Source organism: Rhizobium sp. Leaf371 (assembly GCF_001424045.1).
Lineage (GTDB): Bacteria > Pseudomonadota > Alphaproteobacteria > Rhizobiales > Rhizobiaceae > Ferranicluibacter.
The window spans coordinates 42970-69203 of record NZ_LMQB01000027.1 but is presented as its reverse complement, the minus strand read 5'-3'; the positions used below and the strand labels follow the sequence as shown (position 1 = coordinate 69203).

The window sequence follows — 26234 nt, the reverse complement described above, 5'->3', positions numbered from 1 at the left end:
CCCATGGACGCCCAGTGGCAGGCCGACGAGCGGGCGCTACACGAGGCGGAACTGGTGGTCGATCTCGCCGGCTTCGAAGGTCCGCTCGACCTTCTGCTGCATCTGGCGCGAAACCAGAAGGTGGATCTGTCGCGGATCTCGGTGCTGGCGCTTGCCGAACAATATATCGCCTTCATCGAAAGCGCGCGTTCGATCCGGCTGGAGCTGGCCGCCGACTACCTCGTGATGGCGGCCTGGCTCGCTTTCCTGAAATCGCGCCTCCTCATTCCCCAACCGCACAAGGATGACGGCCCGTCGGGCGAGGAGATGGCCTCGGCTCTGGCGTTTCGGTTGAAGCGGCTGGAGGCGATGCGCGATGCCGCTACCCGGCTCGTCAACCGCAATCGGCTCGGCCGCGACGTGTTCGCGCGCGGCGCACCCGAGCATATCCCGGTAGAGCGCAGTTCAGCCTATGAGGCCTCGCTCTACGACCTGCTGCAGGCCTATGCGAGCCTGCGCCAGCGCGAAGCGGTGATGCAGGTGACGATCGAGCGGCGGCAGGTCTGGTCGCTGGCGGATGCGCGGCTTATTCTCGCGCGGCTGATGGGCGGCCTATCCGAATGGACCGCGCTCGATCATTTCTTGCTGCGCTATGTCGGCGATCCCGGCCAGCGCGTCAGTGCCATCGCCAGCGCCTTTGCCGCTTCGCTCGAAATGGTTCGCGAGGGCCGGCTGGAAATTCGCCAGGAAGAAGCCTTCGCCCCGATCTATGTCCGGCTGGGCGAAAACCCGATGACCGAGGGCGAGATCGCAGAACTGGAAGCGCGAAATGGCTGAGATCCAGGAGGACGACGTCCTCGTCCGGGACAGAGACGACGTTCATCGCGCCGACGAGCTCGAAAGAGTAGCCGAAGCGCTGGTCTTCGCCGCGGCACAACCCGTGTCGGAGACCTATCTGGCGCAACGCCTGCCGCTCGGGACGGATGTTGGCAGCATCATGCTGCGCCTGAAGGCATTCTACGCGACGCGCGGCGTCAATCTCGTGCAGGTCGAAGACCACTGGGCGTTCCGAACGGCGGCGGATCTCAGCTTCGCTCTGTCGTCGGACGCGCAGGAGGTGCGCAAGTTGTCTCGGGCGGCGCTCGAAATCCTCTCCGTCATCGCCTACCATCAGCCGGTCACCCGCGCCGAGATCGAGGATATCCGCGGCGTCCAGACCTCCAAGGGCACGCTCGACGTGTTGATGGAAGCGGGCTGGGTGCGTTTTCGCGGTCGCCGGCGCACGCCCGGGCGCCCGGTGACCTTCGCGACGACCCGCGATTTCCTCGATCATTTCGGCCTCGAGGATCTCCGGGATCTGCCCGGACTGGAGGAGCTGAAGGGCGCCGGCCTGCTCGCCGGTCGCATCCCGCCCGACTTTCATGTCCCGCTGCCGTCAGGCGACGACGACCTCTCGGATGACGAGGACCCGATCACCGCCCTCGACCTCGAGGAGCTCGGCCTTCTCCCGCCAAGTGGCGAAGAACCGGCTTGAAAAATGCAGGCTGAGGAGAGGGCCGGTGCTCGCGCTGGATTGAACAGCGTGAGCATTGCGCGCCATCGCCGTTTCCTTTAGATCTTTGTCCGAAAAGCAGGGCCGCGTTTCCATCTTGAGAATCGCGTCTGCCGACAAAGACCAAGGGCTGCGGGCAGGGTGGTAACGCCGGCCAACGCTTTGAAAAAAACGGAACAGGGCAGGCAGGGCCATCCAGGATGGGTTTGTCGGATTTGCAGGGAGTTTTAAGAGAATGGGTTCATTCAGCATCTGGCACTGGCTCATCGTGCTCGTGGTCGTCCTGCTGCTTTTCGGTCGCGGCAAGATCCCCGAATTGATGGGCGATGTCGCCAAGGGCATCAAGAGCTTCAAGAAGGGCATGACCGACGACGAGACGGATGCCGCCGACAAACCCGGTTACGACAAGCCGGGCTACGAGAAGGGTCCGTACGACAAGGCCGCTCCGATCGATCCGCGCACCGTCGAACATAAATCCGACGAAGTACGCTGATCAGGCAGTACGGGCGCGCAGCATCTGCTGCGCGATCCCTCATGATGTGCGGAGTTCCTGAGAATGCTTGACGTCGGCTGGACCGAGCTTGTTGTCATCGCCATCGTCCTGATCATCGTCGTTGGCCCGAAAGACCTGCCGCCGATGCTCCGGACCTTCGGCAAGATGATGTCGAAGATGCGTGGTATGGCCACCGATTTCCGCCATCAGTTCGATGAGGCGCTGCGCGAGGCGGATCTCGACGACGTGCGCAAGACGCTGAGCGACGCGCAGAAACTGAACCCGGCACACAGCTTGCGCGAGGCGATGAATCCGCTCCGGCAGATGGGCAACGACATCAAGGCGGATCTGCAGAAAGCGACGCGGCCCGACGAAAGACCTGCGGCCGTCATGTCGGATATTCCCCCCGCGCCGGAGATCGCGGCCTCTGTCGCAACGCCGGCCGAGCAGCCGGTTGCCGTGGCCGAGGGGCCCGCGCCGGACACGAACGCTGCACATCAGATCGCTCCCGCACCTGTCGTCTCTGCGCCCGTTGTTCCCGTAATTGCCGCACCGCTCGCCACGGTCACGCCGTTTGCGGCCGTTGCCCCTGTGGCGGCTGCAGCACCGCTTGCAGACGGCACGAGCGTCGGCCCGAAACCGCGAAAGCGGGTTGCAAAGTCTGTGGCTGCGGCGGGTGAGGGACAGCCGGTCGTCTCGTCCCGCAAGAAGCCGGTCACAGCCGAACCGGACACGGCACCGGCGAAGCCCCGCAAGCGTGCAGCGGCCCTTGCCGGCGACGCCGAGGTCGCCGAGATCGGCGCGAAGATCAGCCGGCGCAAGAAGGCGGTTAAAGCCGATGCACCGCTGGAGACACCGATCACGCCGAAGAGCGGAGACGAGGCATGAGCGCCGATATCGAAGACAAGCCCCAGCCGCTTCTCGATCATCTGATCGAGTTGCGCGCCCGACTGATCTGGGCCGTCGGCGCATTTTTCGTGGCGTTTCTGGTCTGTTTCTTCTTCGCAAAGCAGATCTTCAACGTGCTCGTCCAGCCCTATAAGTGGGCTGTGTCCTGGGCAGGGCTCGATCATCGTGCGGCCGGTCTGATCTATACCGCACCTCAGGAATTCTTCTTCACGCAGATCAAGGTCGCCATGTTCGGCGCTCTGGTCATTGCCTTTCCGATGATCGCGACGCAGCTCTATAAGTTCGTGGCGCCCGGTCTCTACAAGAACGAGCGTGCCGCGTTTCTGCCCTTCCTGATCGCATCGCCGTTGCTGTTCCTTCTCGGTGCGGCCCTCGTCTACTTCTTCTTCACGCCCATGGTGATGTGGTTCTTCCTCAACATGCAGCAGGAGGGCGGGCAGGGCGAAGTCTCGATCCAGCTTCTGCCGAAGGTCTCGGAATATCTGAGCCTGATCATGTCGCTGATCTTCGCCTTCGGCCTGGTGTTCCAGCTTCCCGTCATCACGACGCTGCTCGCACGCGTCGGCTTCGTGACGGCCGCGACGCTGGCTGCGAAGCGCAAATATGCGATCGTCATCTCGTTCATCGCAGCGGCCATCCTGACCCCGCCGGACCCGGTCTCCCAGATCGGCCTTGCGATCCCGGCGATCCTTCTCTACGAGATTTCCATCTATACGGCCCGACTCATCGAGCGCCAGCGCGCCAAGGATGCGGCGTCGCGGGAGCTTGCGGAAGCCGACGACAAGACCGATTGATCTTCTGAAACGGAGTGAGACGGCCTTGACGCGGCCCGGCAGGCCCTGGCGGCGTCGTCCGTGTTTCCTGCGGAGTGTCGGGTCTCTCACGTCCGGAGACTGATCGATGCTCGATATCAAATGGGTGCGGGACAATCCCGAAGCGCTCGACGCGGCACTGGCAAAGCGCAGTGCCCCCGCCCAGGCCGCAAGCCTCATCGCACTGGACGAAAAGCGCCGCGGCCTCGTCCAGGCACTTCAGGACATGCAATCCCGTCGCAACGCCGCCTCCAAGGAGATCGGGGCCGCGATGGCGCAGAAAAACGCCGAGCTGGCCGACCGCCTGAAAGCCGACGTGACCGAACTCAAGACGGCGATGCCGGCGCTTGAGGATCAGACGCGCGCGATCGATGCCGAGCTTCTCGACGTTCTCTCCCGTCTTCCCAACATCCCCCTCGACGATGTCCCGGTCGGCGCCGACGAGCATGCGAATATCGTCACCCGCACGATCGGCACGCGTCCCGGCTGGAACCACAAGGCGCTGGAGCACTTCGAAATCGGCGAAGCGCTCGGCTATATGGATTTCGAGCGCGCCGCCAAGCTTTCGGGCTCCCGCTTCACGGTGCTGACCGGTCCTCTTGCCCGCATGGAACGCGCGCTCGGGCAGTTCATGATCGATCTCCACACGAGCGAGCATGGCTATACCGAGGTATCCTCTCCGTTGATGGTGCGCGACGACGCCATGTTCGGGACGGGGCAGCTTCCCAAATTCGCCGAGGACCTGTTTCGGACGACCGATGGCCGCTGGCTGATCCCGACGGCCGAGGTGACGCTGACCAATCTCGTGCGGGAAGAGATCGTCGAGGCCGAAAAGCTGCCACTGCGCTACACGGCGCTGACACCGTCCTTCCGCTCCGAAGCCGGGTCCGCAGGGCGCGACACCCGCGGCATGCTGCGGCAGCACCAGTTCTGGAAGTGCGAGCTCGTCTCCATCACCAATGCCGAGACGGCGATCGACGAGCACGAACGCATGACCGCTTGTGCGGAGGAGGTTCTGAAGCGCCTAGGGCTTCATTATCGCGTCCTGACGCTCTGCACGGGCGATATGGGCTTCGGCGCTCGCAAGACCTACGACCTCGAAGTCTGGCTGCCGGGCCAGAACACCTTCCGCGAAGTGTCCTCCTGCTCCGTCTGCGGTGACTTCCAGGGCCGGCGCATGAACGCGCGCTACCGCTCGAAGGACGACAAGGCGCTGAAGTTCGTTCACACGCTGAATGGTTCCGGCACAGCCGTCGGTCGCGCCCTGATCGCGGTTATGGAGAATTATCTGAACGAGGATGGCTCCGTCACCGTCCCGGACGTTCTTCAGCCCTATATGGGCGGACTGACGCGGATCGAAGCCGCACGCGGATAGCGCGCATGGCGCGGCCCGCGAAATCGGGCTGCGTGGCGAACGGGAGGGGAGGCAGGCGGATGGCGACACGATTTCTGGAGCAGGAAGGGTTTGCAGCGCTTGTCCTGCGTCTGCGTGCGGAAGGCATCACCAACAAGGGCTTGCTGAACGCCGTCGAGGAGACGCCTCGCACCCTGTTCGCCCCGGCGCCGTACCAGAAGGAGGCTCTGTCTCCCCGCATCGTACCGCTGGACTGCGGGTCCTTCATGGAAGGCTTCGACTTTGCGGTGCGCACCCTCCACGCCCTCGGCGTCAAGCCGGGACAGCGCATTCTCGAGATTGGCACCGGCAGCGGCTTTACCGCTGCCGTGATGGGACGGATCGCCGAGCGTGTGCTCAGCTACGAGCGTTACAAGACGCTGGTGACCAACGCCCAGGCAAACCTCGATAAGCTCGGACTTCGCAACGTCATCGTCCGGCAGGCGGATGGCAGTGCGGGCCTGGTCGGCGAGGGGACCTTCGACCGCATTCTCGTCACCACGGCTTTCGACAGCCTGCCGCGCGTGTTCTCCGATCACCTCGTCTCCGGCGGCGTGCTTCTTGTCCCCATCATGGTGAGCGAGACGGAGTGCCGCATGGTGCGTCTGACCCGGACCGGAAGCCGCTTCGACCGCGAGGATCTCTTCGAAGCGCCTTACCTTCCGATCGTGCCGAAGATGGCAGCCTTCCTGTGAGAATCAGGATCCGCTCCGCTCGTTGGTAAGCAGACTGAAGCACTGCCTTACCGGTTAGTCGCGGGGAACGCAGGCAAATCAAGAGGGTTAACAGCGCGTTAACCGACTCCAGCCTGGCGCAAGCCTTGGGATCTACCCCAAGGAAGACCTCAAAGAGCTTAGCAGAGGTGCAAGCTCCCGGGGCGTGAAGGCGCAAGGAGCATGTCCATGCAGATTGCAGGCAAAACGATCATCGCGACGAACGACGCGGGCCAGCGGACGCCGCGATCTCCGGTCCGGCCCGATGTCGAAAATCGCGAGGCCTCGACGCCCGTGGTTTCCATCGGCGGCAGCTACGATCCCTCTTCCCGCGTCTCCCTCTCCGCCGAAACGCTTCTCTTCCTGTCGCGCACCAAGCGTGCGCAGGAGAAGTACCCGCCTCTGACGCGCGAGGAATGGAACAACAAGCTCTCGCCGCATCTCGCCGCACGCGAATACCAGGCCTTCGGCAAGTATGGCGAAACCGGCGACTACAAGGCCTATTACCGCGGCTTCATCGACTATTACGACAATCTGCGTCCGGACGATCAGGACAGCCTTCGCTATTTCGGAACCCGCGATGCGGCCGTCGCCGGCCTGCGCTCCGTGGAATACGACGACGAGTCGGGTCTCGATGCGGCAGGTGGGTTCCAGACCCTGGTCGACGTCCTTCTGGATGGCGAAAAGCCTGTTTCCTCCGAGCAGGGAAGCGATGCGCCGGCCGTCATGATCACCGGCGACAAGTTCGGCTGGGATACCGGCTCGGTGTCCTACGAGGACGTGACCGAGAGCCGCGCCGAGCATTCCGAGATCGAGCGCTTTTATCGCGAAAGCTTTTGATCTGCTTGTGGATTTTCTCCGTTACAACCGAATTACGCACACGGAAAACCGGAAAGCGTGACGGGGTCTTAACCCGCCGGTAACTCTAATACGCTTTAATAAACCTACATCGGGGCTATGTTCCAAGTAGGTAAGCGTCATGCGTTTAAGTGTATCGTCATCTGTTCATAAATCGGTCGTCCGTCTGGGAGTGGCCGTTCTCCTGGCGAGCGCGGCGAGTGGCTGCAGTTCGGACTCGTCCCGCTTCGGAGGGCTGTTTTCACGCTCGTCCGACCTGACGACGACCAATTCCATTCCGAGCGCAAGCGTTCCGGGCGGGGATGTCGACGGCGGCGGCAACATGCCGCCCATGTCCAACACGCGTCAGGCCGCCGTCAATCAGGCGTACCCGGATCCGGCCGGTGCCGCGCCCGTCTCCCGGACGCGGGTGGCCTCCACGCCGATGAACGTTCAGCGGACGACGCTCGCCGATCCCACGGCAGAGCCGACGCGTCGGCCGAGCGCGCAGCCTTTCCCCTCGACCGCTTCCGCCTCGCAGGGTCGTGTGCCGGCGCTGGCCGCGCCCGATCCGGTCACGACCGCGACCGTTCGGCCGACCAGCGGCTGGTCCACCGTCAACGCCCCGGCTGTCCTGATGCGTCAGGGCGATACGACGGCCTCGCTGGCCACCCGATTTGGCGTGCCGGAAAAGGAAATCCTGAAGGCGAACGGCCTGAAGCGCGGCTCCGACGCTGAGCCGGGTCAGCGCATCCTGATCCCCACATACGGCGCAGCCGGAAGTGCGGCCAAGGCCTCCGCATCGCAGGCCGCCACCGCCCTCGATGTCGACAAGCAGAAGAACAAGCCGGTTCTCCCCGAGAACCGCGACGTTGCCATCCTGCCGACGCAGACGCAGAGCCGCGAAAAGGGTTCGCTTGCCAATGGTGCGACCACCGGCAAGCAGCCGCTGACGGGCGAAGGCGACACGGCGGGCACCTACACGGTCAAGGCCGGCGATTCGCTCAACCGTATCGCCAAGGCCAACGGTGTTTCGGTCGATCAGTTGCGCGCCGAGAACGGCCTGACGAACGGCTCGATCCGCGTAGGCCAGGCTCTGAAGCTGCCGAAGACGTCGTCGGTTGCCCGAAACGCGGCCCAGCCCGGGACGGACGAGGTCACCACGGCATCGGTCGCCCCGAAAGCTTCCGCGCCGAAGCTCGAGCCGAAATCGGCCAAGGTGGAGCAGGCAAAGGCCGATGCCTCCAAGCCGACCGAGTACACGCCGGCCGTCGCCAAGCAGTCGGTCAACGAGGTCGCGGCCAAGGACGATGGCTCAGATGCCCCGAAGGCAACCGGCATTAGCAAGTATCGCTGGCCGGTGCGCGGCGCGGTCGTCGCCGGTTACGGCGCCAATGTCGAAGGCAACCGCAATGACGGGATCAACATCTCGGTCCCCGAGGGCACCCCGATCAAGGCAGCCGAAAACGGCGTGGTCATCTATTCCGGCAGCAGCCTGAAGGAACTCGGAAACGCCGTCCTGGTCCGCCATGACGACGGCACCGTCACGGTTTACGGCAACGCCTCGGAGCTGAAGGTCCAGCGCGGCCAGAAGATCCAGCGCGGCCAGACGCTCGCAGCCTCCGGCATGAGCGGCACGGCAACGCAGCCGCAGGTCCACTTCGAAGTCCGCAAGAATGCGACTGCGGTGAACCCGGCAACCTACCTCGAATAGGCGTCGGTCACGACACCAGCATCCGATCTTCCGAGACGACAGACAAATCCCCGGCACGTCCGGGGATTTTGCTTGGATTTGCGGGCAGGGCGCTTCACGGTCCTCAGGAACGGCTATCCGTGTCCAGGATTCGCGTTCGCGTCCGGCCCGCCAGATCCTGAATGAATTGCCACGCCACCCGCCCGGATCGGCCGCCGCGCGTCGTGCTCCACTCAAGCGCCTGCGCGTGCAGCGCCTCTCTGGCCAGCGGGAGCGCGAAATGCTCCGCATAGGCGTCGATCATCGCGAGATAGTCGTCCTGGCTGCACTTGTAGAAGCCGAGCCAGAGGCCGAAGCGATCCGACAGCGACACCTTCTCCTCGACGGCTTCGGAGGGATTGATCGCTGTCGAGCGCTCGTTCTCCATCATGTCGCGCGGCAGCAGGTGGCGGCGGTTGGAGGTGGCATAGAGCAGCACATTGCCAGGTCGCCCTTCGATGCCCCCGTCGAGCACGGCCTTCAGCGATTTGTACGATGTGTCGTCATGGTCGAACGAGAGATCGTCGCAGAAGACGATGAAGGGAACCGCAGCCGCCTTCAGGATGTCCATGAGGTGGGGAAGGGTGGCGATGTCCTCGCGATGCACCTCCACGAGCTTCAGCGGCACGCCCGTGCGCTGGATCACCGCGGCGTGGACGGATTTGACCAGCGAGGATTTGCCCATGCCGCGGGCACCCCAGAGAAGGACGTTGTTTGCCGGAAATCCCTCCGCAAACCGCAATGTGTTATCGAGCAGGATGTCGCGCACATGATCGACGCTCTGGATCAGGGACAGCTCGATCCGGTTCGGGCGGGCGACGGGCTGCAGATGCGCCCGCGACGGTGCCCAGACGAAACACTCCGCCACATCGAGGTCGTTGACCGCGGGTGCGGGCCCCGCGATGCGTTCCACCGCCGCAGACAGCCTGCGAACCTCCTCCATCAGCCGTTCGAGTGTCGCTTCGCTCATGCCGGTCTCCTCTTGCCTGCGATCGCGGACGGCGCGTTCGCTTGGTCTCAAGGCTGCGCTAACACGCGTCCTAGCCTGGGGAAAGGTCACCGCTTCGGTGAAAAGTCCTTCTGCGTCGGGATAAACTATGCGAGAGGCATGGTTCGGCGCGTTGCAATCGCAGCGGCCATTCTTATAGTGCGGCCATTCCGCGAAAGGGCGTTCCGCCCTTCCGGCCGCTATTGTTGTTTTTTGAGGAGTGATCGATGTTCATTACGGAAGCTTTCGCGCAGACGCCAGGTGCAACCGGCGCCGGCAGCGCGGACATTCTCATGTCCATCCTGCCGTTCCTGCTGATCTTCGTCGTGATGTACTTCCTGATCATCCGTCCGCAGCGCAGCGCGCTGAAGCGCCGCGAGGAATTGCTGAAGAACATCCGTCGCGGCGATCAGGTCGTCACGGGCGGCGGCATCGTCGGCAAGGTTACGAAGGTCATCGACGACGGTGAGCTCGAAGTGGAAATTGCTGACGGCATCAAGATTCGTGTGGTACGCAGTGGTGTGACCGAAGTCCGCGTCAAGGGCGAACCCGTCAAGGAATAACGGGCCGCCTGCGGCTAAGACGACGATCCGATCGATCCACTGCGAAGCGCCGGGAGCGTCATGCCGCAAACCTCACGCTGGGGAACTGTTCTCGTCTGGCTCGTCGTTCTCGCGAGCCTCGTCGTGGCCCTGCCGAACGTCCTGCCACGTTCGCTTCTCGACCGTCTGACGGACTGGGTTCCAGCCCATCAGGTCGTCCTTGGGCTGGATTTGTCCGGCGGTTCGCGCATCGTGCTCAAGGTCGAACGGGACGATGTGGCGCGCACCCGGCTGCAGGCCGCGACGGATGCCGTTGCGGCCCAGCTGCGCAACGCCAATCTTGCCTATTCCGATCTTTCGGGCAGCGGCACGGACATCACCTTCTCCTTGCAGGACCAGGCCAAGGCCTCGACCTTGCCGCAGGTGTTGGCGCCGCTGGTCGGCGCTGTCGATCGCGGCCGCGGTGGCAAGGCCGTCAGCGAATTGCGTTTCGTCGGCACCACGGACGGCCAGTCCAGCTTGGCCATGACGCCCGAAGGCATCGATGCACGTCTGAGTGACGCGCTCGCCGACAGCATCGCCGTTCTGGAACGACGTCTCGTGGAATTGGGCGTCGTCGCGCCGCGTCTCGGACGGCAGGGTGCCGACCGGATTGTGGTCCAGGTCCCCGGACTTTATGATTCCGAACAGCTGAAGACGGTGCTTGCGCAGGGCGGCGAGTTTTCGTTCCGTCTGGTCGATATGTCCACGACCGTCGAAGAGGCCGTCGGCAATGCGCCGCCCGCCGGCTCCGAAGTTCTTTATTCCGCAGAAGATCCGCCGGTCGCGACGCTGGTCAAGCGCCAGCCGGTCGTGACGACCGCCGATATTTCCGACGCCACGGCAACGACGGACGGGCAGAACGGCGCGCCGGTTGTCGATCTGGCATTTACCGATGATGGTGCACGTCGCTTCGCGGAGGCCACCAAGGCGGCTGCCGGAACCACCATGGCTGTCGTGCTCGACGGCTCGGTTATCGCCACACCCCTCATTCGCCAGGCGATCACGGATGGGCGAATGCGGCTCGTGGCGGACATGACGCCGGAGGGTGCGCAGGATCTGGCCCTCGTGTTGCGTGCCGGCGCCCTGCCGGCCGCGATTACCGTTGCCGAGGAGCGCACCGTCGGCGCCGGTCGCGGCTCCGACAGTATTGAGTCCATGCTGGTCGCCGGCGCCGTCGGCACAGTCGTCATCATCGCCTTCATGGTCGGCTTTTACGGGCGATTCGGTGTCGTCGCCAGCATTGCGGTCGTTCTCAACGTCGTGATGATCGTCGCCGTTCTCACGGCCACCGGCTTGCCTTTGACGCTTCCAGGGCTCGCCGGCATCGTGCTCACGATCGGGGTGGCTGTCGATTCCAACGTGCTGATCTTCGAGCGTTTTCGTGAGGAGGCGGCCGCGGGCCGCGACTTCCGCCAAGCCATTCAGCTCGGCTTCGCCCGCGCCTTCGGCGCCATCGTGGATGCCAATATCACCACGCTGATCGCGGCGATCATCCTCCTTTATCTCGGCAGTGGCGCCATTCGCGGCTTCGCCGTCACGCTGGCCATCGGCATCGTCACCACGCTGTTCACCGCCTTCACGCTGACCCGCGTGATGCTGGAGGCCTGGCAGCGGCGGCGCCCGCGCAAGCGCCTGCCGCGCGGCATCAAGACCGCCATGTTCGATCACCTGTCGTTTCGCTTCATGGCGGCACGCCGTTTCGTCTTCTCGATCACCGCCGCCCTGTCGATCCTCACCGTCGTGCTCTTCGGTCTGTTCGGCATCAATCTCGGCATCGACTTCTCCGGAGGCTCCGTCATCGAGGTCCAGGCGCGGGAGGGCAACGCCAATATCGGGGATATCCGTGCGCGTCTCGACCAGCTCAATCTCGGCGACGTCTCCGTCGAACCCTATGGTTCGTCGCGCGATGCCGTTATTCGGGTGCAGTCGCGCGACGGCGGGGAAAATGCCGAGCAGACGGCCGTCATTCTCATTCGCGACGAACTGGACAGCGCCTATGATCTGCGGCGCGTCGAAGTGGTCGGTCCCACGGTGTCCGAGACGCTGACGCGGTCCGCCTCCATCGGCGTCGCCATCTCGCTGCTCGGCATCCTCCTCTACATCTGGGCGCGCTACGAGTGGCAGTTCGCCGCCGGCGCGATCGTGGCGACGCTGCACGATGTCATCCTGACGATGGGCCTCTTCGTCGTCACCGGCATGGAGTTCAACCTAACGAGCGTGGCCGCGCTTTTGACCATCGTCGGTTACTCGTTGAACGACACGGTCATCGTCTATGACCGGATTCGAGAAAATCTGAACCGGTTCCCGCGCATGCCTCTGCCGATCCTGATCGACACCGCCATCAACCAAACCCTGTCGCGCACGGTTCTCACCGGTGCGACGACGCTCCTGGCTCTGGCGGCGCTCAGCCTTTTCGGCAGCGATACCATACGGCCTTTTGCGGTCGTCCTGATGTTCGGGGTGGCCGTGGCCACGTTCTCCTCCATCTATGTGGCTGGGCCGGTGCTCATCCTGTTCCGGCTGAAGCGCGCCCGCGCCCGGGCGCGCGACATGCATGGAGCAGCGTGATGCGCCGACCGATCGAAGTTCGCAATGCTCATTTCCCCGGCCGCGCGCCCATCGATGCCTATGGCAATGGCGGATTCCGCTTTGCCGGCATGTCGCATCGCGGCTCGCTGCTCCTGCTTCCTTCCGGCATCTATGGCTGGGAAAAGGAGGAAGGCGTGCCTCTGACATCGGCCGATTTCGACCGCGTCATCGCGGAAGCCGGTGATATCGAGGTCATTCTCGTGGGAACCGGCATCAACATCCGACCCCTGTCGGCGGATGTGAAGACGGCTTTTCGAAGCCGCTCGATCTCGTCCGATCCGATGAGCACCGGTGCGGCGGTGCGGACCTACAACATCATGCTGGCCGAAGAGCGCAATGTCGCCGCAGCGCTCATTGCCGTGTGACGTGATCGACCCGATGTCCGATACCAACCCGCCCGATACCGCGCCCGGCAAGCCCGTCGTCTCGCCCAGTCTCGCAGCGCTCCGCGAAAGTGATCGCGACCGCTATCTCGCCTGCCTGCTGGCGCCGCCGGAAAGCCAGGGACCGCTGGCTGCGCTTTACGCCTTTCATGCCGAGATCGCCCGTGTCCGCGACGTCGTCCGCGATCCTCTCCCGGGCGAAATCCGCCTTCAATGGTGGCGCGATGCGCTGGAGGATACCTCCGGCGCAAAGGCCGACGGAAACCCCTTGGCCGAAGCGCTGCTGCACACGGTGCGGGAGGCGCATCTGCCGATCGGTGTGCTGCTCGACATGATCGACGCGCGCGTCTTCGATCTCTACGACGACCCGATGGAGAGCCGGAGTGCCCTCGAAGGCTATGCCGGCGAAACCGCCTCAGCCCTCATCCAGCTTGCCTGCCTCATCCTCGACCCGGAAACCGCACGCGGTTCGGCCGAGGCGGCCGGGCATGCGGGCGTGGCCCAGACGATCGCCGGTCTGCTGATGCTTGCGCCGATCCACCGCCAGCGGGGTCAGGTCTACTTTCCCGCGGATCTCCTCGGCGCCATCGGCCTCGACCGGACATCCTTCCTGAACGGCGCGGATCGCGCCGCCACCGCGCGCGCGGTCCAGGCACTGACCGGGCTCGGTCGCGAGCATCTCGGCAAGGCGCGCGCGGTCTCCAAGACTGTTTCCCGGGGGAACCGCCCCGCTTTCGCAACCGTCGCCCTGGCGGAGGCCGTCTTCACGCGGGCCGAAAAGGCCGGCGCGGATGTGTTCGAGAGGTCGATCGTTCCGCCGCAATGGCGGCGCCAATGGTGGATGTGGCGGGCGGCCCGGAGCGGTCGCTGGTAACGGCACACTCGCGCAAGCCACGCGCGTTACATCGGCAGGCTGAAACGGGTCGGACGACGATCGATGATGACGGGCAGGAGTGACCGGCTGGCTGGGTTGCGCGTCTCAAATCGGACGACATGACGATCTCTCAGGTGGCGCCGGACATTCGAGGCGTGCGCCGGTCGAGAGGCTCAATGTCGAGTGGCCCGCCCGAGGCGCTGCGCGAAATGGAAAGTTCCGATGATATCCTGGATTGCCATCGCCGCATCATTGTTCGCCGCGGCCTATCTTTACCAGCGCATGAAGCGGCAGGAAGCCGAGGACCTCTCCGAACCGGACGAGGGGCAGGCGATTCTCGATTTCGGACGAGCGTTTCCCGAGGAAGCGATCCGGGCCATTCATCCCACCGCCGATGGCAACGCCTTCTTCGTCCGGCTGCATGACGGCAAGGCGGGTATCGTGCTGGCGCAGGGACGGCATTATCTCTGCCATCTCATCGTGCCCGGAAAAGTGCGGATTACCCACGCCGCAAGCGGCCGTGGACTTGTCCTCTCGTTCAACGACACGGCGATCTTCGACGGAAGCTATGAATTCGCAACCGCGGAGATCGCGGCCGAGGTCTCGCTCTGGATCCTCGGCAGTTTCAGTTCCTGAACCCGACAGGTTGGCCCTCCGACGGGGCCGGCGAAAACCTCAGGCTGACTTCAGGAGACCGTCGTCCAGCCCGAGCCATGCGGCGCAATCCGCAAGTGCACGGCTCGCGACGAGGTTCTTCTTGACGATCGCCTTGTCCTTGCCGCGGAAGCGCTTGACGCCCTCGGGCTTCACGATGGCACCGGGATCGAGCGGCGGAAACAGTCCGAAATTCACGTTCATCGGCTGGAAGGAGCGCTTCCCCGGCTCTTCGTCCGAAACGATATGACCACCGGTGATATGCCCGAGCAGCGCGCCGAAGGCGGTCGTCGTCGGCGGCAGGTGCAATGTCTCTCCCCGACGTTCGGCCGCAGCGAATCGTCCCGCCAGGAGACCGATGCTGGCACTTTCCACATATCCTTCGCAGCCCGTGATCTGACCCGCAAAGCGAAGTCCCGGACGGGATTTCAGCGTCAGCGAACGGTCGAGCAGGACAGGTGAATTCAGATAGGTGTTGCGATGCAGGCCACCCAGACGCGCGAACTCCGCACGTTCGAGTCCGGGAATCATGCGGATGATGTCCGCCTGCGCGCCGTATTTGAGCTTCGTCTGGAAGCCCACCATGTTGTAGAGCGTGCCGAGCGCATTGTCCTGCCGCAACTGCACCACCGCATACGGCTTGACGGTCGGATTGTGCGCATTCGTCAGGCCCATCGGCTTCATCGGGCCGTGCCGAAGCGTCTCCCGACCGCGCTCCGCCATGACCTCGATGGGCAGGCAGCCGTCGAAATAGGGCGTGCCTTCCCATTCCTTGAAGCCGATTCGGTCGCCTGCGACCAGGGCATCGATGAAGGCATTGTACTGGGCTTCGTCCATCGGGCAGTTGATGTAATCCTTGCCCGTTCCGCCGGGGCCGACCTTGTCGTAGCGCGACTGGAACCAGCCGACATCCATGTCGATCGTCTCCGTGTGGACGATCGGAGCGATGGCGTCGAAGAAGGCGAGCGCGTCGGCACCGGTCTGCGCCTGGATGGCTTCCGCAAGCGCCGGAGCGGTAAGCGGCCCGGTCGCGATGATGGCGAGATCCCAGTCCTCCGGCGGAAGCGCGGACACTTCCTCGCGCGTGAGGTCAATCAGCGGGTGCTCGCCGATCGCCTTCGTGACCGCAGCCGAAAAGCCTTCCCGGTCGACGGCCAGCGCGCCGCCCGCCGGCACTTGGTTCCGGTCGGCACACGCCATGATCAGCGAGCCGGCAAGGCGCATCTCTGCATGTAGGACGCCGACGGCATTGCTGGTCGCGTCGTCGGAGCGGAAGGAGTTGGAGCAGACCAGTTCCGCGAGATGATCGGTCTTGTGCGCCTCGGTCTCGCGGACCCCGCGCATCTCGTGGAGAACGACCGGAATGCCGGATTGGGCGATCTGCCAGGCAGCCTCGCTGCCGGCAAGGCCGCCGCCGATGACATGGATGGGAGAGGGGGAGCTTTGCTTCGTCATGGCGCGTTCATAAACCAAAACGCGGTCTGCCGGAAGGGTAGGCATGTCACGCGGGGACAGCGCTCGGGGCCCCGCGCACAAACGAAAACGGCGCCCCGAAAAGCGCCGTTGGCATACAGTTCAGCCGATCCGCCGGTGAATGGACGGAAGACCGGGCCGATTAGCGATAAGAGCGCGATGCGATGTTGCGGATGTCGAAACGCGTGATGCCGATGTCTGACAGAGCGTGGTTGGAGAGGTTGCCGAGTTCGGCAACGGTACGACGGTAGTTGATCCAGCTCTTGGCGATGCGAATGGGGTTCATGGTCTTGTCCTTGGATGTCCTGCTGAGAGGCGTTCATTTCAGCCATCTCGTTGATGCTGATTATACGCCCAAGCTCTGGCAAGATGGAGTGCAAAGACTATGCATCTGCCATGCATTTGTGCAGATGCCTGCTCATTTTACACGCAGCTGAGAGGTCTGACCAATTTTGTAGCTGATAGCTGACGCACCGGAAAACCGGGGAGAATCGGCGCCGAGTGGCACAAACGAAAACACCCTCCGGCGGGACCGGAGGGTGTTGATATCCATAAGCCTTTTGGCTGATATCGTTTAGCGAACGGCCTTGCGGGCAACGCTCAGGATGTCGCTGCGGCCGATGCCGAGGTCGTTCAGTTCGCGATCGCTCATGCGGCCGAGTTCCGAAACGGTCTGACGATATTTGCGCCATGTGGAGAAAGAGCGGGTGATGTTCATGTCCGGTTTCCTTTTTGGAAGTGCCGGCATTTCTCACCGGCGCGTTGTCATGACGCTGATATAGCCAATCAAATCGATTAGAGGCAGGGGGTTTGCTGCATCGCACCCATGCGGTAGATGCAAGTCTCCGGTGGCAGGACGGAAGAAACCGATCGGGCGATCCGGTTGCGCGCCCTGCGCGTCCCAGAGGCGCGGACGCCGGAAAACCGCATTTTCCCTTTGATCCCCAGGGAACGGGTGTTATAGAGACGCCGCGCTCGGGAAGGCCTGGACCCGGTTGCAGAGGGAATCTGATGTCCCGCTCGACCGTTGCGACCAGGCAGCCGCTTCTGAACGCGGGTATGGTGAAATTGGTAGACACGCCAGATTTAGGTTCTGGTGCCGTAAGGCGTGGGAGTTCAAGTCTCTCTACCCGCACCAGATAAACGAGGGGTCGTTTCGGCCCTGCGGCAACGCTGTTTTGCTTGCAAAGCGGCGTTCGATTTGCGTAAAGCCATTCCCGGCACCCGGATCGGCTCGCCTGAAGCATTCAATGGCAGAGCCCTGTCAACGTGAAATGAAGGTTGGAACATGCAGGTTATCGAAACGCTCGCGGACGGGCTGAAGCGCGAACTCAAGGTCGTCATCCCGGCAAAGGACATGCAGGCGCGCATGAACGAGCGCCTGGCCGATGCCAAGGACAAGGTCAAGATCAACGGCTTCCGCCCGGGCAAGGTACCCTTTGCACATCTCAAGAAGATGTACGGCAAGTCGATCATGGCCGAGCTCGTCAATGAGCTCGTCCGCGACAAGCCCACCGAAATCCTGTCCGAGCGCGGCGAAAAGTCTGCGACCCAGCCGGAAGTGGCGATGACCGAGGACGAGGCGGAAGCCGAAAAGATCCTCAGCGCGGAAGCCGATTTCGAATTTACGCTCGCTTATGAAGTCATCCCGGCCATCGAGCTCAAGGATGTCAGCGGCATCAAGATCACGCGCGAAGTGGTCGATATCGCCGAAGACGAAGTCACCGAGCAGATCATGCGCATCGCCGAGAGCGCACGGACCTTCGAAGACAAGACCGGTGCAGCCGAGAACGGCGACCGCGTCACGATCGATTACCTCGGCAAGGTCGAGGGCGAAGCCTTCGACGGCGGCAAGGACGAAGACGCAGAGCTGGTTCTCGGCTCCAACCGCTTCATCCCCGGCTTCGAAGAGCAGCTGGTCGGCGCCTCCACCGGCGACGAGAAGACAATCACGGTCACGTTCCCGGCCGAGTACCCGGCGGCGAACCTCGCCGGCAAGGAAGCCACCTTCGACATCAAGGTCAAGGCGATTGCCGCTCCCGGCGCCGTCGAGATCAACGACGAGCTCGCCACGAAGCTCGGCGTCGAATCGGCTGACAAGCTGAAGGAAATCGTTCGCGGCCAGATCGAAAGCCAGTACGGCTCGATGACGCGCCAGAAGGTCAAGCGTCAGATGCTCGACCAGCTGGACGAAATGTACCAGTTCGACACGCCGCAGCGCCTCGTCGATGCCGAGTTCGACAACATCTGGCGCCAGATCAACACCGACCTGGAGCAGGCCGGCAAGACCTTCGCCGATGAAGATACGACGGAAGAAGAAGCCCGCGTCGAATATCGCAAGCTTGCCGAACGCCGCGTTCGCCTCGGTCTCGTTCTGTCGGAAATCGGCGAAAAGGCCGGTGTGACGGTCACGGACGAGGAAATGCAGCGGTCGCTGTTCGATCAGCTTCGCCAGTTCCCCGGCCAGGAAAAGCAGATCATCGACTACTTCCAGAAGACACCGGGTGCTGCCGCTTCGCTGCGCGCGCCGTTGTTCGAAGAAAAGGTCGTCGATCATCTCCTGTCCGAAGTCAGCGTGACCGACAAGACGGTCAGCAAGGAAGAGCTGATGGCGGAAGACGAGGACGGCGCCGAGAAGCCGGCCAAGAAGTCTGCGAAGAAGAAGTCTGCTGCAAAGGCTGAAGCTGCCGAAGGCGAAGAAACCGCCGAAGCCGCTGCGCCGAAGAAGAAGGCCGCCAAGAAGAAGGCCGCCGACGACACCGCTGCCGAGTAATCGCAGCGAAATCCGGACAAACGAAAACCCCGCCGGTTCCGCCGGCGGGGTTTTTCGTTTGTCAGGGATTTTGAAGAGCGTCGCCGGTTAGATCGGAGGTGGCGGATGCTTACCTGCAGAGCCGGCCGCTGATCAGCGCTGGCTGCCCTGCAGGTCGCCCATGCGGTTCCAGGCGTCGAGACCGGCGATCTTGTAGGCTTCGGCAAGCGTCGGATAGTTGAAGGTATTCTCCACGAAGTATTCGACGGTGCCCTTCAGGTTGAGCACGGCCTGGCCGATATGCACGAGTTCGGTCGCGCCTTCGCCCACGATATGGATGCCGAGGAGGCGTCGGGTCTTCAGCGAGAAGATCAGCTTCAAGAGGCCCGAATCAAGGCCCATGATGTGCCCGCGCGAGGTCTCGCGGAAACGCGCGATGCCGCATTCGTAAGGAATGCCGCGCGTCTTCACCTCTTCCTCGGTCAGGCCGCAGGTCGAGATTTCAGGCACGGCGTAGATGCCGTAGGGGAAGAATTTCGGCGGCTCCTTGGCGATCGCACCGACGGCGACGCGGGCCGCAATCCGCCCTTGTTCCATGGATGTGGAGGCAAGGCTGGGGAACCCGATGACGTCGCCGGCCGCATAGATGTTGGGAACCGACGTCTGGAACGTCTCGGGATTGACGCTCAGCCGCCCGCGGCTATCGGCCTGCAGCCCGGCCGCCGCAAGGTTCAGCGTCTCCGTCGCCCCCATGCGCCCGGCGGCAAACAGCACCATCTCGCAGATGATGACGCGGCCGCTGTCGAGGGTGATCTGGCAACGCCCGTCGGGCATGCGCTCCACCTTGTCGGCCTTCTGGCCGAGATGCAGCTTCATGTTGCGGTCGCGCAACTGATAGATGAAGTCCTCGACGATCTCCTTGTCGATGAAGTCGAGCATGGTCGATTTCGGATCGATGATCGTCACGGCCGTGTCGAGCGCGCTGAAGATCGTTGCATATTCGATGCCGATGACGCCGGCACCGATGACAGCCATCGAGCGCGGCAGTTCTTCGATGTCGAGCAGTTCGTCGCTGTCGAGAACGGTCTTGCCGTCAAAGGGAATATAGTCGGGCCGGAACGGCTTCGTGCCGACGGCCAGCAGGATGCTCCGGCCGGTGATCTGCATGACCTCGCCGTCTTCCTTGGCGATCTGCATCGTCGTGGCATCGACGAAGCTTGCCCGTCCCCGCAGATGCTGCACGCGGTTGCGGGCGAACTGGTGCTCCAGCACTTCGACCTCGTGGTCGAGAGTGATCAGCAGGCGGCGGCGCAGGTCCTCGGCGCTGATCTGTTCCTTGACCCGGTAGGCGCGTCCGTAGAAGCCGCGTTCGCGCCAGCCGGACAGGTTGAGGGCCGTCTCGCGCATCGTCTTGGAAGGGATCGTGCCGGTGTGGACGGAAACGCCACCAACGCGTTTGCCCTGTTCGATCACCACCACCTTCTTGCCGAGCTTGGCAGCCTGGATGGCGGCACGCCGGCCAGCGGGACCGCTGCCGACGACGATGAGGTCATACTGCATCATGGAATGTTTCCGATAGAACGATGAATCATTGTGCGTTGCGGCGAATGTCGCGCTTCAACGTCCTAAAGGTCAATCATGGAGACGGTGTGAACGACGCGAAATGGCGGGAATCCGACAGCGCGGCAAGCTCTGCGCGAGCTTGAGCCGTTGTTCGCAGGTCTTGGGCTAGATCAGGCGTAGTCCCCGCAGACTCGCATGCCCATCCCGGCCGATGATGATGTGGTCATGGACCGCCACCCCGAGCGGCTTCGCCGTATCGATGATCGTCTTCGTCATGTCGATATCGGCGCGCGACGGCGTCGGATCGCCGGAGGGATGGTTGTGGACGAGGATGATCGCCGTCGCGGACAGCTCGAGTGCGCGCTTGATGACTTCGCGCGGATAGACGGGCGTATGATCGATCGTTCCGGTCTGCTGCACCTCGTCGGCGATCAGCGCATTGCGCTTGTCGAGGAACAGGATGCGGAACTGCTCCCGCATCTCGTTGGCCATCGCCGCATGGCAATATTCGATCACTTGGGACCAGGACGAGAGCACCTTCTTGCCGCGCAGCTCGCTTTTCAGCATCCGGTGCGCGATGGTCGAGACCAGCTTCAGGTCGAGCGCGACAGCCTCCCCGATGCCCTTGACCTCCTGCAGCAGGGCAGGCGGGGCGCCAAGCACACCGGAAAGCGTGCCGAATCGGTCGAGAAGCGCCTTGGCGATCGGCTTCGTATCGCGTCTGGGGATGAGGCGGAACAACAGGAGTTCCAGCAGCTCGTAGTCCGCCAGCGCGGTATCGCCATTGTCGCGGTAGCGGCTTCTCAGCCTGTCGCGGTGTCCGTGATAATGGGCCTCGTCGTCACCTTTTGCCTCCGGCTTCGGCGCAAATCGTCCCTGCCGTGACGAAGGGGCGGAGCGGGCCGGTTGATCCGCAAAGAAGCCGCGTTCGTCCGCAGGCTCCGGCGGGTCGTCGTCGATGCCGAAGGGCGGTCTTGCCCCCATCACAAGGCCGGCAGGCCGGGCCGGTCGAGGCCGGCGGGCGAGAGCGTGAAGATCTCGCAGCCATCGGCCGTCACGCCCACGGCATGCTCGTACTGCGCGGACAGCGACCGATCGCGCGTCACGGCCGTCCAGCCGTCCGCCAGCACCTTCACATGCGGTCGGCCGAGATTGATCATCGGCTCGATGGTGAAGATCATGCCCTCGCGCATCTCGGGACCATCGCTGGCCCGACCGTAATGCAGGATGTTCGGCGCATCGTGGAACAGCCGTCCGACGCCATGGCCGCAGAAATCCCGCACCACGGAGCAGCGCTCCGTCTCGGCGAATGTCTGGATCGCCTCGCCGATCGCGCCGATGCGGACGCCGGGCTTCACCGCCGCGATTCCGCGCATGAGACATTCATGCGTGACCTCGAGCAGCCGCTGTGCGGCACGCTTGATCTCGCCGACCGGATACATCCGGCTCGAATCGCCGTGCCAACCGTCCACGACATAGGTCACGTCGATATTGACGATGTCGCCTTCGCGCAGCGGCTTGTCGTTGGGAATGCCGTGGCAGACGACATGGTTGATCGAGGTGCAGGACGACTTGGTGTAGCCGCGATAGTTGAGCGTCGCCGGGAGGACGCCGTTTTCCATGCCGAAGTCGAACACGAAGCGGTCGATCGCGTCGGTGGTGACGCCGGGCTTGACGATATCAACCAGCGCATCGAGGCAGCGCGCGGTGACGAGACAGGCGCGCCGCATGCCTTCAAAGTCCTCCGGCGTGTGCAGCCGGATGACGCCGGTGTTCCGCAGGGGCGCGGCCGCCGCTTCGATATAGTTGACCATGGCCGGACCCTTCCTGCATGCCTGTCGTGCGTCGTCTTCTGATCTGAAGTTCTCGATGAGGCGACCGCCCCGGGATGGTGTGCCGGCCCGAAGAGGCCGCGCCGCTCATGCTAGTGGCAAGCCGGGAGGTCGGCAATGAACGGTTGGGAGAAAATCACAAATCGCACCGCAGAAAATCGAGCGAATCTGCGCTCGGTCGCTGCGTCGGTCACTTGGTCGAGCAATGGCCGGCCAAGGAGCCGGCCATTTGTCCGAACACTGCCTGAAGCAGCACTCAAGCCCGAGCCCTGACGAAAGAGCCCGGAGCCTCCTCGATCGAATTCATCGAGCCACCCGTTCGCCGTGCCTTGATCCGTTCGCCATCGAGAGACGCCACCCAGTCGTGCCAGTTCGGCCACCACGAACCCGGCGTTTCCTCGGCGCTCGCAATCCAGTCGTCCAGTTCCCCGATCGGCGGCCCGCCGGTCCAGAACTGGTACTTTCGCTTGTCCGGCGGATTGACGACGCCGGCGATGTGGCCGGAGCCCGACAGTACATAGGTAACTTCTCCCCCGAAGGCGCTGCTGCCGAGAAAGACCGATTTCGCCGGTGCGATGTGATCTTCCCGGGTCGCCAGATTGTAGATCGGGATCGTCACGTCCTTGAGAGACAGCGTCTTGCCTGCCAGCTGCATCTCGCCGCGGCTGAGCTTGTTCTCGAGATAGCAGTTGCGCAGGTAGAACGAATGATTGGCCGCCGGCATCCGCGTCGAATCGGCGTTCCAGTAGAGAAGGTCGAAGGCCGAAGGCTCGACACCCTTCAGGTAGTTGTTGACGAAATACGGCCAGATGAGTTCGGACGCGCGCAGCATGTTGAAGGCGAGCGCCATGCTCGATCCTTCGAGATAGCCTTTCTCGCTCATGCGCGATTCGATCTGCGCGATCTGGTCCTCGTCGACGAAGACCTTGAGATCGCCCGCATGGGTGAAATCGACCTGCGTCGTGAAAAGCGTCGCCGACTGGATCCGCGTGTCGCCCTCTTGCGCGTGCAGCGCCAACGTCGCCGCGAGCAGCGTACCGCCGACGCAGTAGCCGACGGCATTGACCTCGTCTTCCCCCGTCGCCTGCTTGATCGTGTCGAGCGCAAAACCGATGCCCTCGCGGGCGTAGGATTCCCAATCCTTGGCGGCGTGGCGCTCGTCCGGATTGACCCAGGAGATGACGAAGACCGTATGGCCCTGATCCACAGCCCATTTGATGAAGGATTTCTGCGGATTGAGGTCCAGGACGTAAAATTTATTGATCCAGGGCGGGCAGATGAGGAGAGGGCGCTTCAGCACCTTTTCCGTCGTGGCATCGTACTGGATGACCTGGCAGATGTCGCTCTGCGTCAGAACCTTGCCCGGCGTGAGCGCGATGTTCTCGCCGATCTCGAACTTGCTCGTGTCGCTCTGGCGAAGGCGAAGCTCGCCATTGCCGGAAAGAATGTCCTCTGCCAGCATCCGCATGCCATTGACGAGATTGGCGCCATTGGCAGCCACCGTCTCGCGGTAGAGTTGCGGGTTGGTCGCGATGAAGTTGGACGGCGAGAGCGCGTCCGTGATCTGGCGGACGTAGAAGGCGGCCTTGTGGCGGGTATGCTCGTCCAAGCCATCCGTGCGGGTCACCATCTTTTCCGCCCAGTCGGACAGGACGAGATAGGCCTGGCGCAGCATGTCGAAGAATGGGTTGGCCACCCAGTCGGGGTCGGCAAAGCGCTTGTCGCGCGGAGGCTCCGGTACCGAAGGCGCGTCGAGGCCGCCGGCCTTCTGCAGGCTTCGGGTCCACATGCCCATCATGCTGGTCATCAGATGCGTCTGCGCCTCGAACGATCGGCGCGGATCGGCCATCCAGTATTCGGTGACCTTCGACAGGGTCTTTACCAGATCCGTCATGGGATCGGCGATCTTGTCGACCTTCTCGCCGCTTTCGCGCGGGGCGAGCCAGGCGGAGGCCGCCTTGCCCACCTGTTCAAGCGAGCGGGCCAGATTGACGGTCAGGGCCTCCGGATCCTTGATCAGGTAAGGCTCGATCGCTTTGGGATCGAAGCTCGCAAAGGCGCTCGCGCCGTTGCCGGTCGTCTTGTCGTCTCCCACCAGATCCTCCCGCCATATCTCTTGCTTTTGGCTTTTTACATTTTGCCGGAATATCACTACAAGTGCCAGCGCATGTTGCCATGCGGGGCAGGGATACGCCACGCAAATCGGCAACCGCCGGACGATCTGGGCTTTAGAGGGATAACATGAAATTGCTGTCGGGATATTCGATGCTGCGCGCTGCAGCGATCGGCGCTGTTTGCGCCGCTGCCGTCGGCTGCACGACCCCTCAGGCCGACAGCACACCGGCCTATACGTCCACGATGGCGCGCCCCGTGCCGAAAGACGTTTATCCGAACATCGAGGGCAAGCTCTCGGCGGCCGCACCACAGATGACCAACGAAGAGGCGGCGAGCGTCTCGTCGCGGCTGAGCGCGCTGTCGGCGCGCCGTGCCTCGGGCGCCATCTCCGAGGCCGAATACCGCCGCCGCCTGGCCGAACTCAACGCGCTAGCGGAACATCACGGCGCCGACACGCTCGCCGAGATTCGCAATTAAGGCTTGCCTTTCGAGGCAATTGGACGCAAAGCCAGACCGTCGACCCAGGGGTGGATCAAGCCTTTTCCGGAAGGCGTTTCCGGTCGCGCTGCACCGTTGCAGGCCGTAGAACGAGGCCGCGACGTTTGCAGATCTCTCGATGTCGTGACGTTTCCGGTTCGCCCTCGCGAAGGCCAGCTTCGGAAAGGCTGCGACGGGCATGCTGCAGGAGAACGCGCCATCATTTTGCCGATGCGCTGTTCAAATTACATCAAGAGAACGCCCTCACGCGCATCCGGCCGGATGCAGGCGTTCTGGACAAGGTCAGAGAGATGGAAGAGTTTCATAAAGTCCGGCGTCTGCCACCCTACGTCTTCGAACAGGTCAATCGCCTGAAGGCAAGCGCGCGAGCGGGTGGCGCCGACATTATCGACCTCGGCATGGGCAATCCCGATCTTCCGACGCCCCAGGCCATCGTCGACAAACTCTGCGAAGTCGTGCGCGATCCCCGCACCCACCGCTATTCCTCGTCCAAGGGCATTCCCGGTCTGCGCCGGGCACAGGCTGCCTATTACGCACGCCGTTTCGGCGTGAAGCTCAATCCCGACACGCAGGTCGTCGCGACGCTCGGCTCCAAGGAAGGCTTCGCCAACATGGCCCAGGCCATCACGGCGCCCGGCGACGTCGTGCTCTGCCCGAATCCCACCTATCCGATCCATGCCTTCGGCTTCCTGATGACCGGCGGCGTCATTCGCTCCATCTCGGTGGAGCCGGACGACACGTTCTTCCCGCCGCTCGAGCGGGCGATCAAGCACTCGATCCCGAAGCCCATCGCGCTCATCATCAACTATCCGTCGAACCCGACGGCGCATGTGGCGACGCTCGATTTCTACAAGGAAGTCGTTGCCTTCGCCAAACGCAACGACATCGTCATCCTCTCGGACCTCGCCTATTCCGAGATCTACTTCGGCGACACGCCGCCGCCTTCGGTTCTCGAAGTGCCCGGCGCGATGGATTGCACCGTCGAGTTCACCTCCATGTCGAAGACCTTCTCCATGCCCGGCTGGCGCATCGGCTTTGCGGTTGGCAACGAGCGCCTGATCTCGGCGCTGACGCGCGTGAAATCCTATCTCGACTATGGTGCGTTCACACCGATCCAGGTGGCGGCGACGCATGCTTTGAACGGTGACGGCTCCGATATTGCCGAAGTTCGTGCGGTCTACAAGCGCCGGCGCGACGTGCTGGTCGAAAGCTTCGGCAAGGCCGGCTTCGAGGTCCCGCCGCCGGAAGCGACGATGTTCGCCTGGGCCAAGATCCCGGAGAAATTCCGGCACCTCGGTTCGCTCGAGTTTTCCAAGCTGCTGGTCGAAAAGGCCGACATTGCGGTCGCCCCCGGCATCGGTTTCGGCGAGCAGGGCGATGATTATGTCCGCATCGCCCTTGTCGAGAACGAGCATCGCATTCGCCAGGCGGCGCGGAACCTCAAGAAGTTCCTGTCCACCGCGGACGACACGCTGCACAACGTGATCTCGCTCAACGCTCGCCGCTAGG

The 26234-nt window shown here is 63.3% G+C and carries 25 protein-coding genes and 1 tRNA gene; 18 read left to right on the top strand and 8 right to left on the bottom strand.

Features of this window, described 5'->3' with window-relative positions:
• Window positions 1-3 precede the first annotated feature (3 nt).
• The 9 genes from ASG39_RS18615 (at window position 4) to ASG39_RS18575 (ending at window position 8402) form a co-directional block, all read left to right on the top strand.
• Window positions 4-816 carry a ScpA family protein gene (locus ASG39_RS18615; protein WP_156468210.1) on the top strand — a complete coding sequence of 271 codons (813 nt, stop codon included), beginning with the start codon at window positions 4-6 and terminating at the stop codon, window positions 814-816.
• Window positions 809-1513, top strand: coding sequence for an SMC-Scp complex subunit ScpB (scpB, locus tag ASG39_RS18610; protein WP_062596471.1), 705 nt, complete (start codon window positions 809-811; stop codon window positions 1511-1513). Before ASG39_RS18615 ends, scpB begins: the two co-directional genes overlap by 8 nt.
• A gap of 253 nt (window positions 1514-1766) precedes the next feature.
• Window positions 1767-2024, top strand: a complete 258-nt coding sequence (locus ASG39_RS18605; protein WP_062596470.1) for a twin-arginine translocase TatA/TatE family subunit — start codon at window positions 1767-1769, stop codon at window positions 2022-2024.
• Between the two features lie 63 nt (window positions 2025-2087).
• Complete coding sequence (tatB, locus tag ASG39_RS23485; protein WP_082477358.1) at window positions 2088-2912, top strand: Sec-independent protein translocase protein TatB; 825 nt, start codon at window positions 2088-2090, stop codon at window positions 2910-2912.
• On the top strand, window positions 2909-3727 hold the full coding sequence (gene tatC / locus ASG39_RS18595; protein WP_062596469.1) for a twin-arginine translocase subunit TatC: 819 nt from the start codon (window positions 2909-2911) through the stop codon (window positions 3725-3727). Before tatB ends, tatC begins: the two co-directional genes overlap by 4 nt.
• A 106-nt stretch (window positions 3728-3833) precedes the next feature.
• Window positions 3834-5120, top strand: coding sequence for a serine--tRNA ligase (gene serS, locus ASG39_RS18590; protein WP_062596468.1), 1287 nt, complete (start codon window positions 3834-3836; stop codon window positions 5118-5120).
• Between the two features lie 59 nt (window positions 5121-5179).
• On the top strand, window positions 5180-5833 hold the full coding sequence (locus ASG39_RS18585) for a protein-L-isoaspartate(D-aspartate) O-methyltransferase (protein ID WP_062596467.1): 654 nt from the start codon (window positions 5180-5182) through the stop codon (window positions 5831-5833).
• A 207-nt stretch (window positions 5834-6040) separates the two neighbouring features.
• Window positions 6041-6691 carry a biotin biosynthesis protein BioC gene (locus tag ASG39_RS18580; protein ID WP_244481270.1) on the top strand — a complete coding sequence of 217 codons (651 nt, stop codon included), beginning with the start codon at window positions 6041-6043 and terminating at the stop codon, window positions 6689-6691.
• Between the two features lie 139 nt (window positions 6692-6830).
• Entirely contained in the window at window positions 6831-8402 is a 1572-nt protein-coding gene (locus tag ASG39_RS18575; protein ID WP_062596466.1) for a peptidoglycan DD-metalloendopeptidase family protein, read from the top strand.
• A gap of 103 nt (window positions 8403-8505) precedes the next feature.
• Here the strand turns inward: ASG39_RS18575 and ASG39_RS18570 are convergent, their stop codons facing one another.
• Window positions 8506-9390: an ATP-binding protein gene (locus ASG39_RS18570; RefSeq protein ID WP_062596465.1), complete on the bottom strand. Its 885-nt coding sequence runs from the start codon at window positions 9388-9390 to the stop codon at window positions 8506-8508.
• Window positions 9391-9635: 245 nt separating this feature from the next.
• Here ASG39_RS18570 and yajC point away from each other — a divergent pair, with 245 nt between their 5' ends.
• From yajC to ASG39_RS18545, 5 genes are all read left to right on the top strand, one after another.
• Window positions 9636-9971 carry a preprotein translocase subunit YajC gene (yajC, locus tag ASG39_RS18565; protein WP_062596464.1) on the top strand — a complete coding sequence of 112 codons (336 nt, stop codon included), beginning with the start codon at window positions 9636-9638 and terminating at the stop codon, window positions 9969-9971.
• A 60-nt stretch (window positions 9972-10031) separates the two neighbouring features.
• Window positions 10032-12560 (top strand): protein translocase subunit SecD, encoded by a 2529-nt coding sequence (secD, locus tag ASG39_RS18560; RefSeq protein ID WP_062596463.1) that lies wholly within the window; start codon window positions 10032-10034, stop codon window positions 12558-12560.
• Complete coding sequence (locus tag ASG39_RS18555) at window positions 12560-12946, top strand: Mth938-like domain-containing protein (protein WP_062596462.1); 387 nt, start codon at window positions 12560-12562, stop codon at window positions 12944-12946. Before secD ends, ASG39_RS18555 begins: the two co-directional genes overlap by 1 nt.
• 13 nt (window positions 12947-12959) lie before the next feature.
• Window positions 12960-13838, top strand: coding sequence for a phytoene/squalene synthase family protein (locus tag ASG39_RS18550; RefSeq protein WP_062596716.1), 879 nt, complete (start codon window positions 12960-12962; stop codon window positions 13836-13838).
• Window positions 13839-14060: 222 nt separating this feature from the next.
• Window positions 14061-14474 carry a hypothetical protein gene (locus ASG39_RS18545; protein ID WP_156468199.1) on the top strand — a complete coding sequence of 138 codons (414 nt, stop codon included), beginning with the start codon at window positions 14061-14063 and terminating at the stop codon, window positions 14472-14474.
• A 39-nt stretch (window positions 14475-14513) separates the two neighbouring features.
• On the opposite strand, the gene trmFO is transcribed toward ASG39_RS18545, so the two are convergent.
• From trmFO to ASG39_RS23475, 3 genes are all read right to left on the bottom strand, one after another.
• Window positions 14514-15947: a methylenetetrahydrofolate--tRNA-(uracil(54)-C(5))-methyltransferase (FADH(2)-oxidizing) TrmFO gene (gene trmFO / locus ASG39_RS18540; protein ID WP_062596461.1), complete on the bottom strand. Its 1434-nt coding sequence runs from the start codon at window positions 15945-15947 to the stop codon at window positions 14514-14516.
• Between the two features lie 160 nt (window positions 15948-16107).
• Window positions 16108-16251 (bottom strand): DUF1127 domain-containing protein, encoded by a 144-nt coding sequence (locus ASG39_RS23480; RefSeq protein ID WP_082477357.1) that lies wholly within the window; start codon window positions 16249-16251, stop codon window positions 16108-16110.
• Between the two features lie 288 nt (window positions 16252-16539).
• A complete protein-coding gene (locus tag ASG39_RS23475) occupies window positions 16540-16683 on the bottom strand; it encodes a DUF1127 domain-containing protein (RefSeq protein WP_082477356.1) in 144 nt (47 codons plus the stop codon).
• Between the two features lie 335 nt (window positions 16684-17018).
• On the opposite strand from ASG39_RS23475, the gene ASG39_RS18535 reads away from it, so the two are divergent.
• A tRNA-Leu gene (locus ASG39_RS18535) sits at window positions 17019-17103 on the top strand.
• A gap of 150 nt (window positions 17104-17253) precedes the next feature.
• Entirely contained in the window at window positions 17254-18738 is a 1485-nt protein-coding gene (gene tig / locus ASG39_RS18530) for a trigger factor (protein WP_062596460.1), read from the top strand.
• A gap of 132 nt (window positions 18739-18870) precedes the next feature.
• Here the strand turns inward: tig and sthA are convergent, their stop codons facing one another.
• From sthA to phaC, 4 genes are all read right to left on the bottom strand, one after another.
• A complete protein-coding gene (sthA, locus tag ASG39_RS18525) occupies window positions 18871-20280 on the bottom strand; it encodes a Si-specific NAD(P)(+) transhydrogenase (protein ID WP_062596459.1) in 1410 nt (469 codons plus the stop codon).
• Window positions 20281-20445: 165 nt separating this feature from the next.
• Window positions 20446-21264, bottom strand: a complete 819-nt coding sequence (gene radC, locus ASG39_RS18520; protein WP_062596458.1) for a DNA repair protein RadC — start codon at window positions 21262-21264, stop codon at window positions 20446-20448.
• Window positions 21264-22094, bottom strand: a complete 831-nt coding sequence (gene map / locus ASG39_RS18515) for a type I methionyl aminopeptidase (protein WP_062596457.1) — start codon at window positions 22092-22094, stop codon at window positions 21264-21266. The genes radC and map overlap by 1 nt, the downstream gene beginning before the upstream one ends.
• 274 nt (window positions 22095-22368) lie before the next feature.
• Window positions 22369-24207, bottom strand: coding sequence for a class I poly(R)-hydroxyalkanoic acid synthase (gene phaC / locus ASG39_RS18510; protein ID WP_062596456.1), 1839 nt, complete (start codon window positions 24205-24207; stop codon window positions 22369-22371).
• 146 nt (window positions 24208-24353) lie between these two features.
• On the opposite strand from phaC, the gene ASG39_RS18505 reads away from it, so the two are divergent.
• Both ASG39_RS18505 and ASG39_RS18500 read left to right on the top strand, forming a co-directional pair.
• Complete coding sequence (locus tag ASG39_RS18505) at window positions 24354-24704, top strand: SHOCT domain-containing protein (RefSeq protein ID WP_244481269.1); 351 nt, start codon at window positions 24354-24356, stop codon at window positions 24702-24704.
• A gap of 311 nt (window positions 24705-25015) precedes the next feature.
• Window positions 25016-26233, top strand: coding sequence for an LL-diaminopimelate aminotransferase (locus ASG39_RS18500; protein ID WP_062596454.1), 1218 nt, complete (start codon window positions 25016-25018; stop codon window positions 26231-26233).
• The last annotated feature ends 1 nt before the right edge of the window (window position 26234 follow it).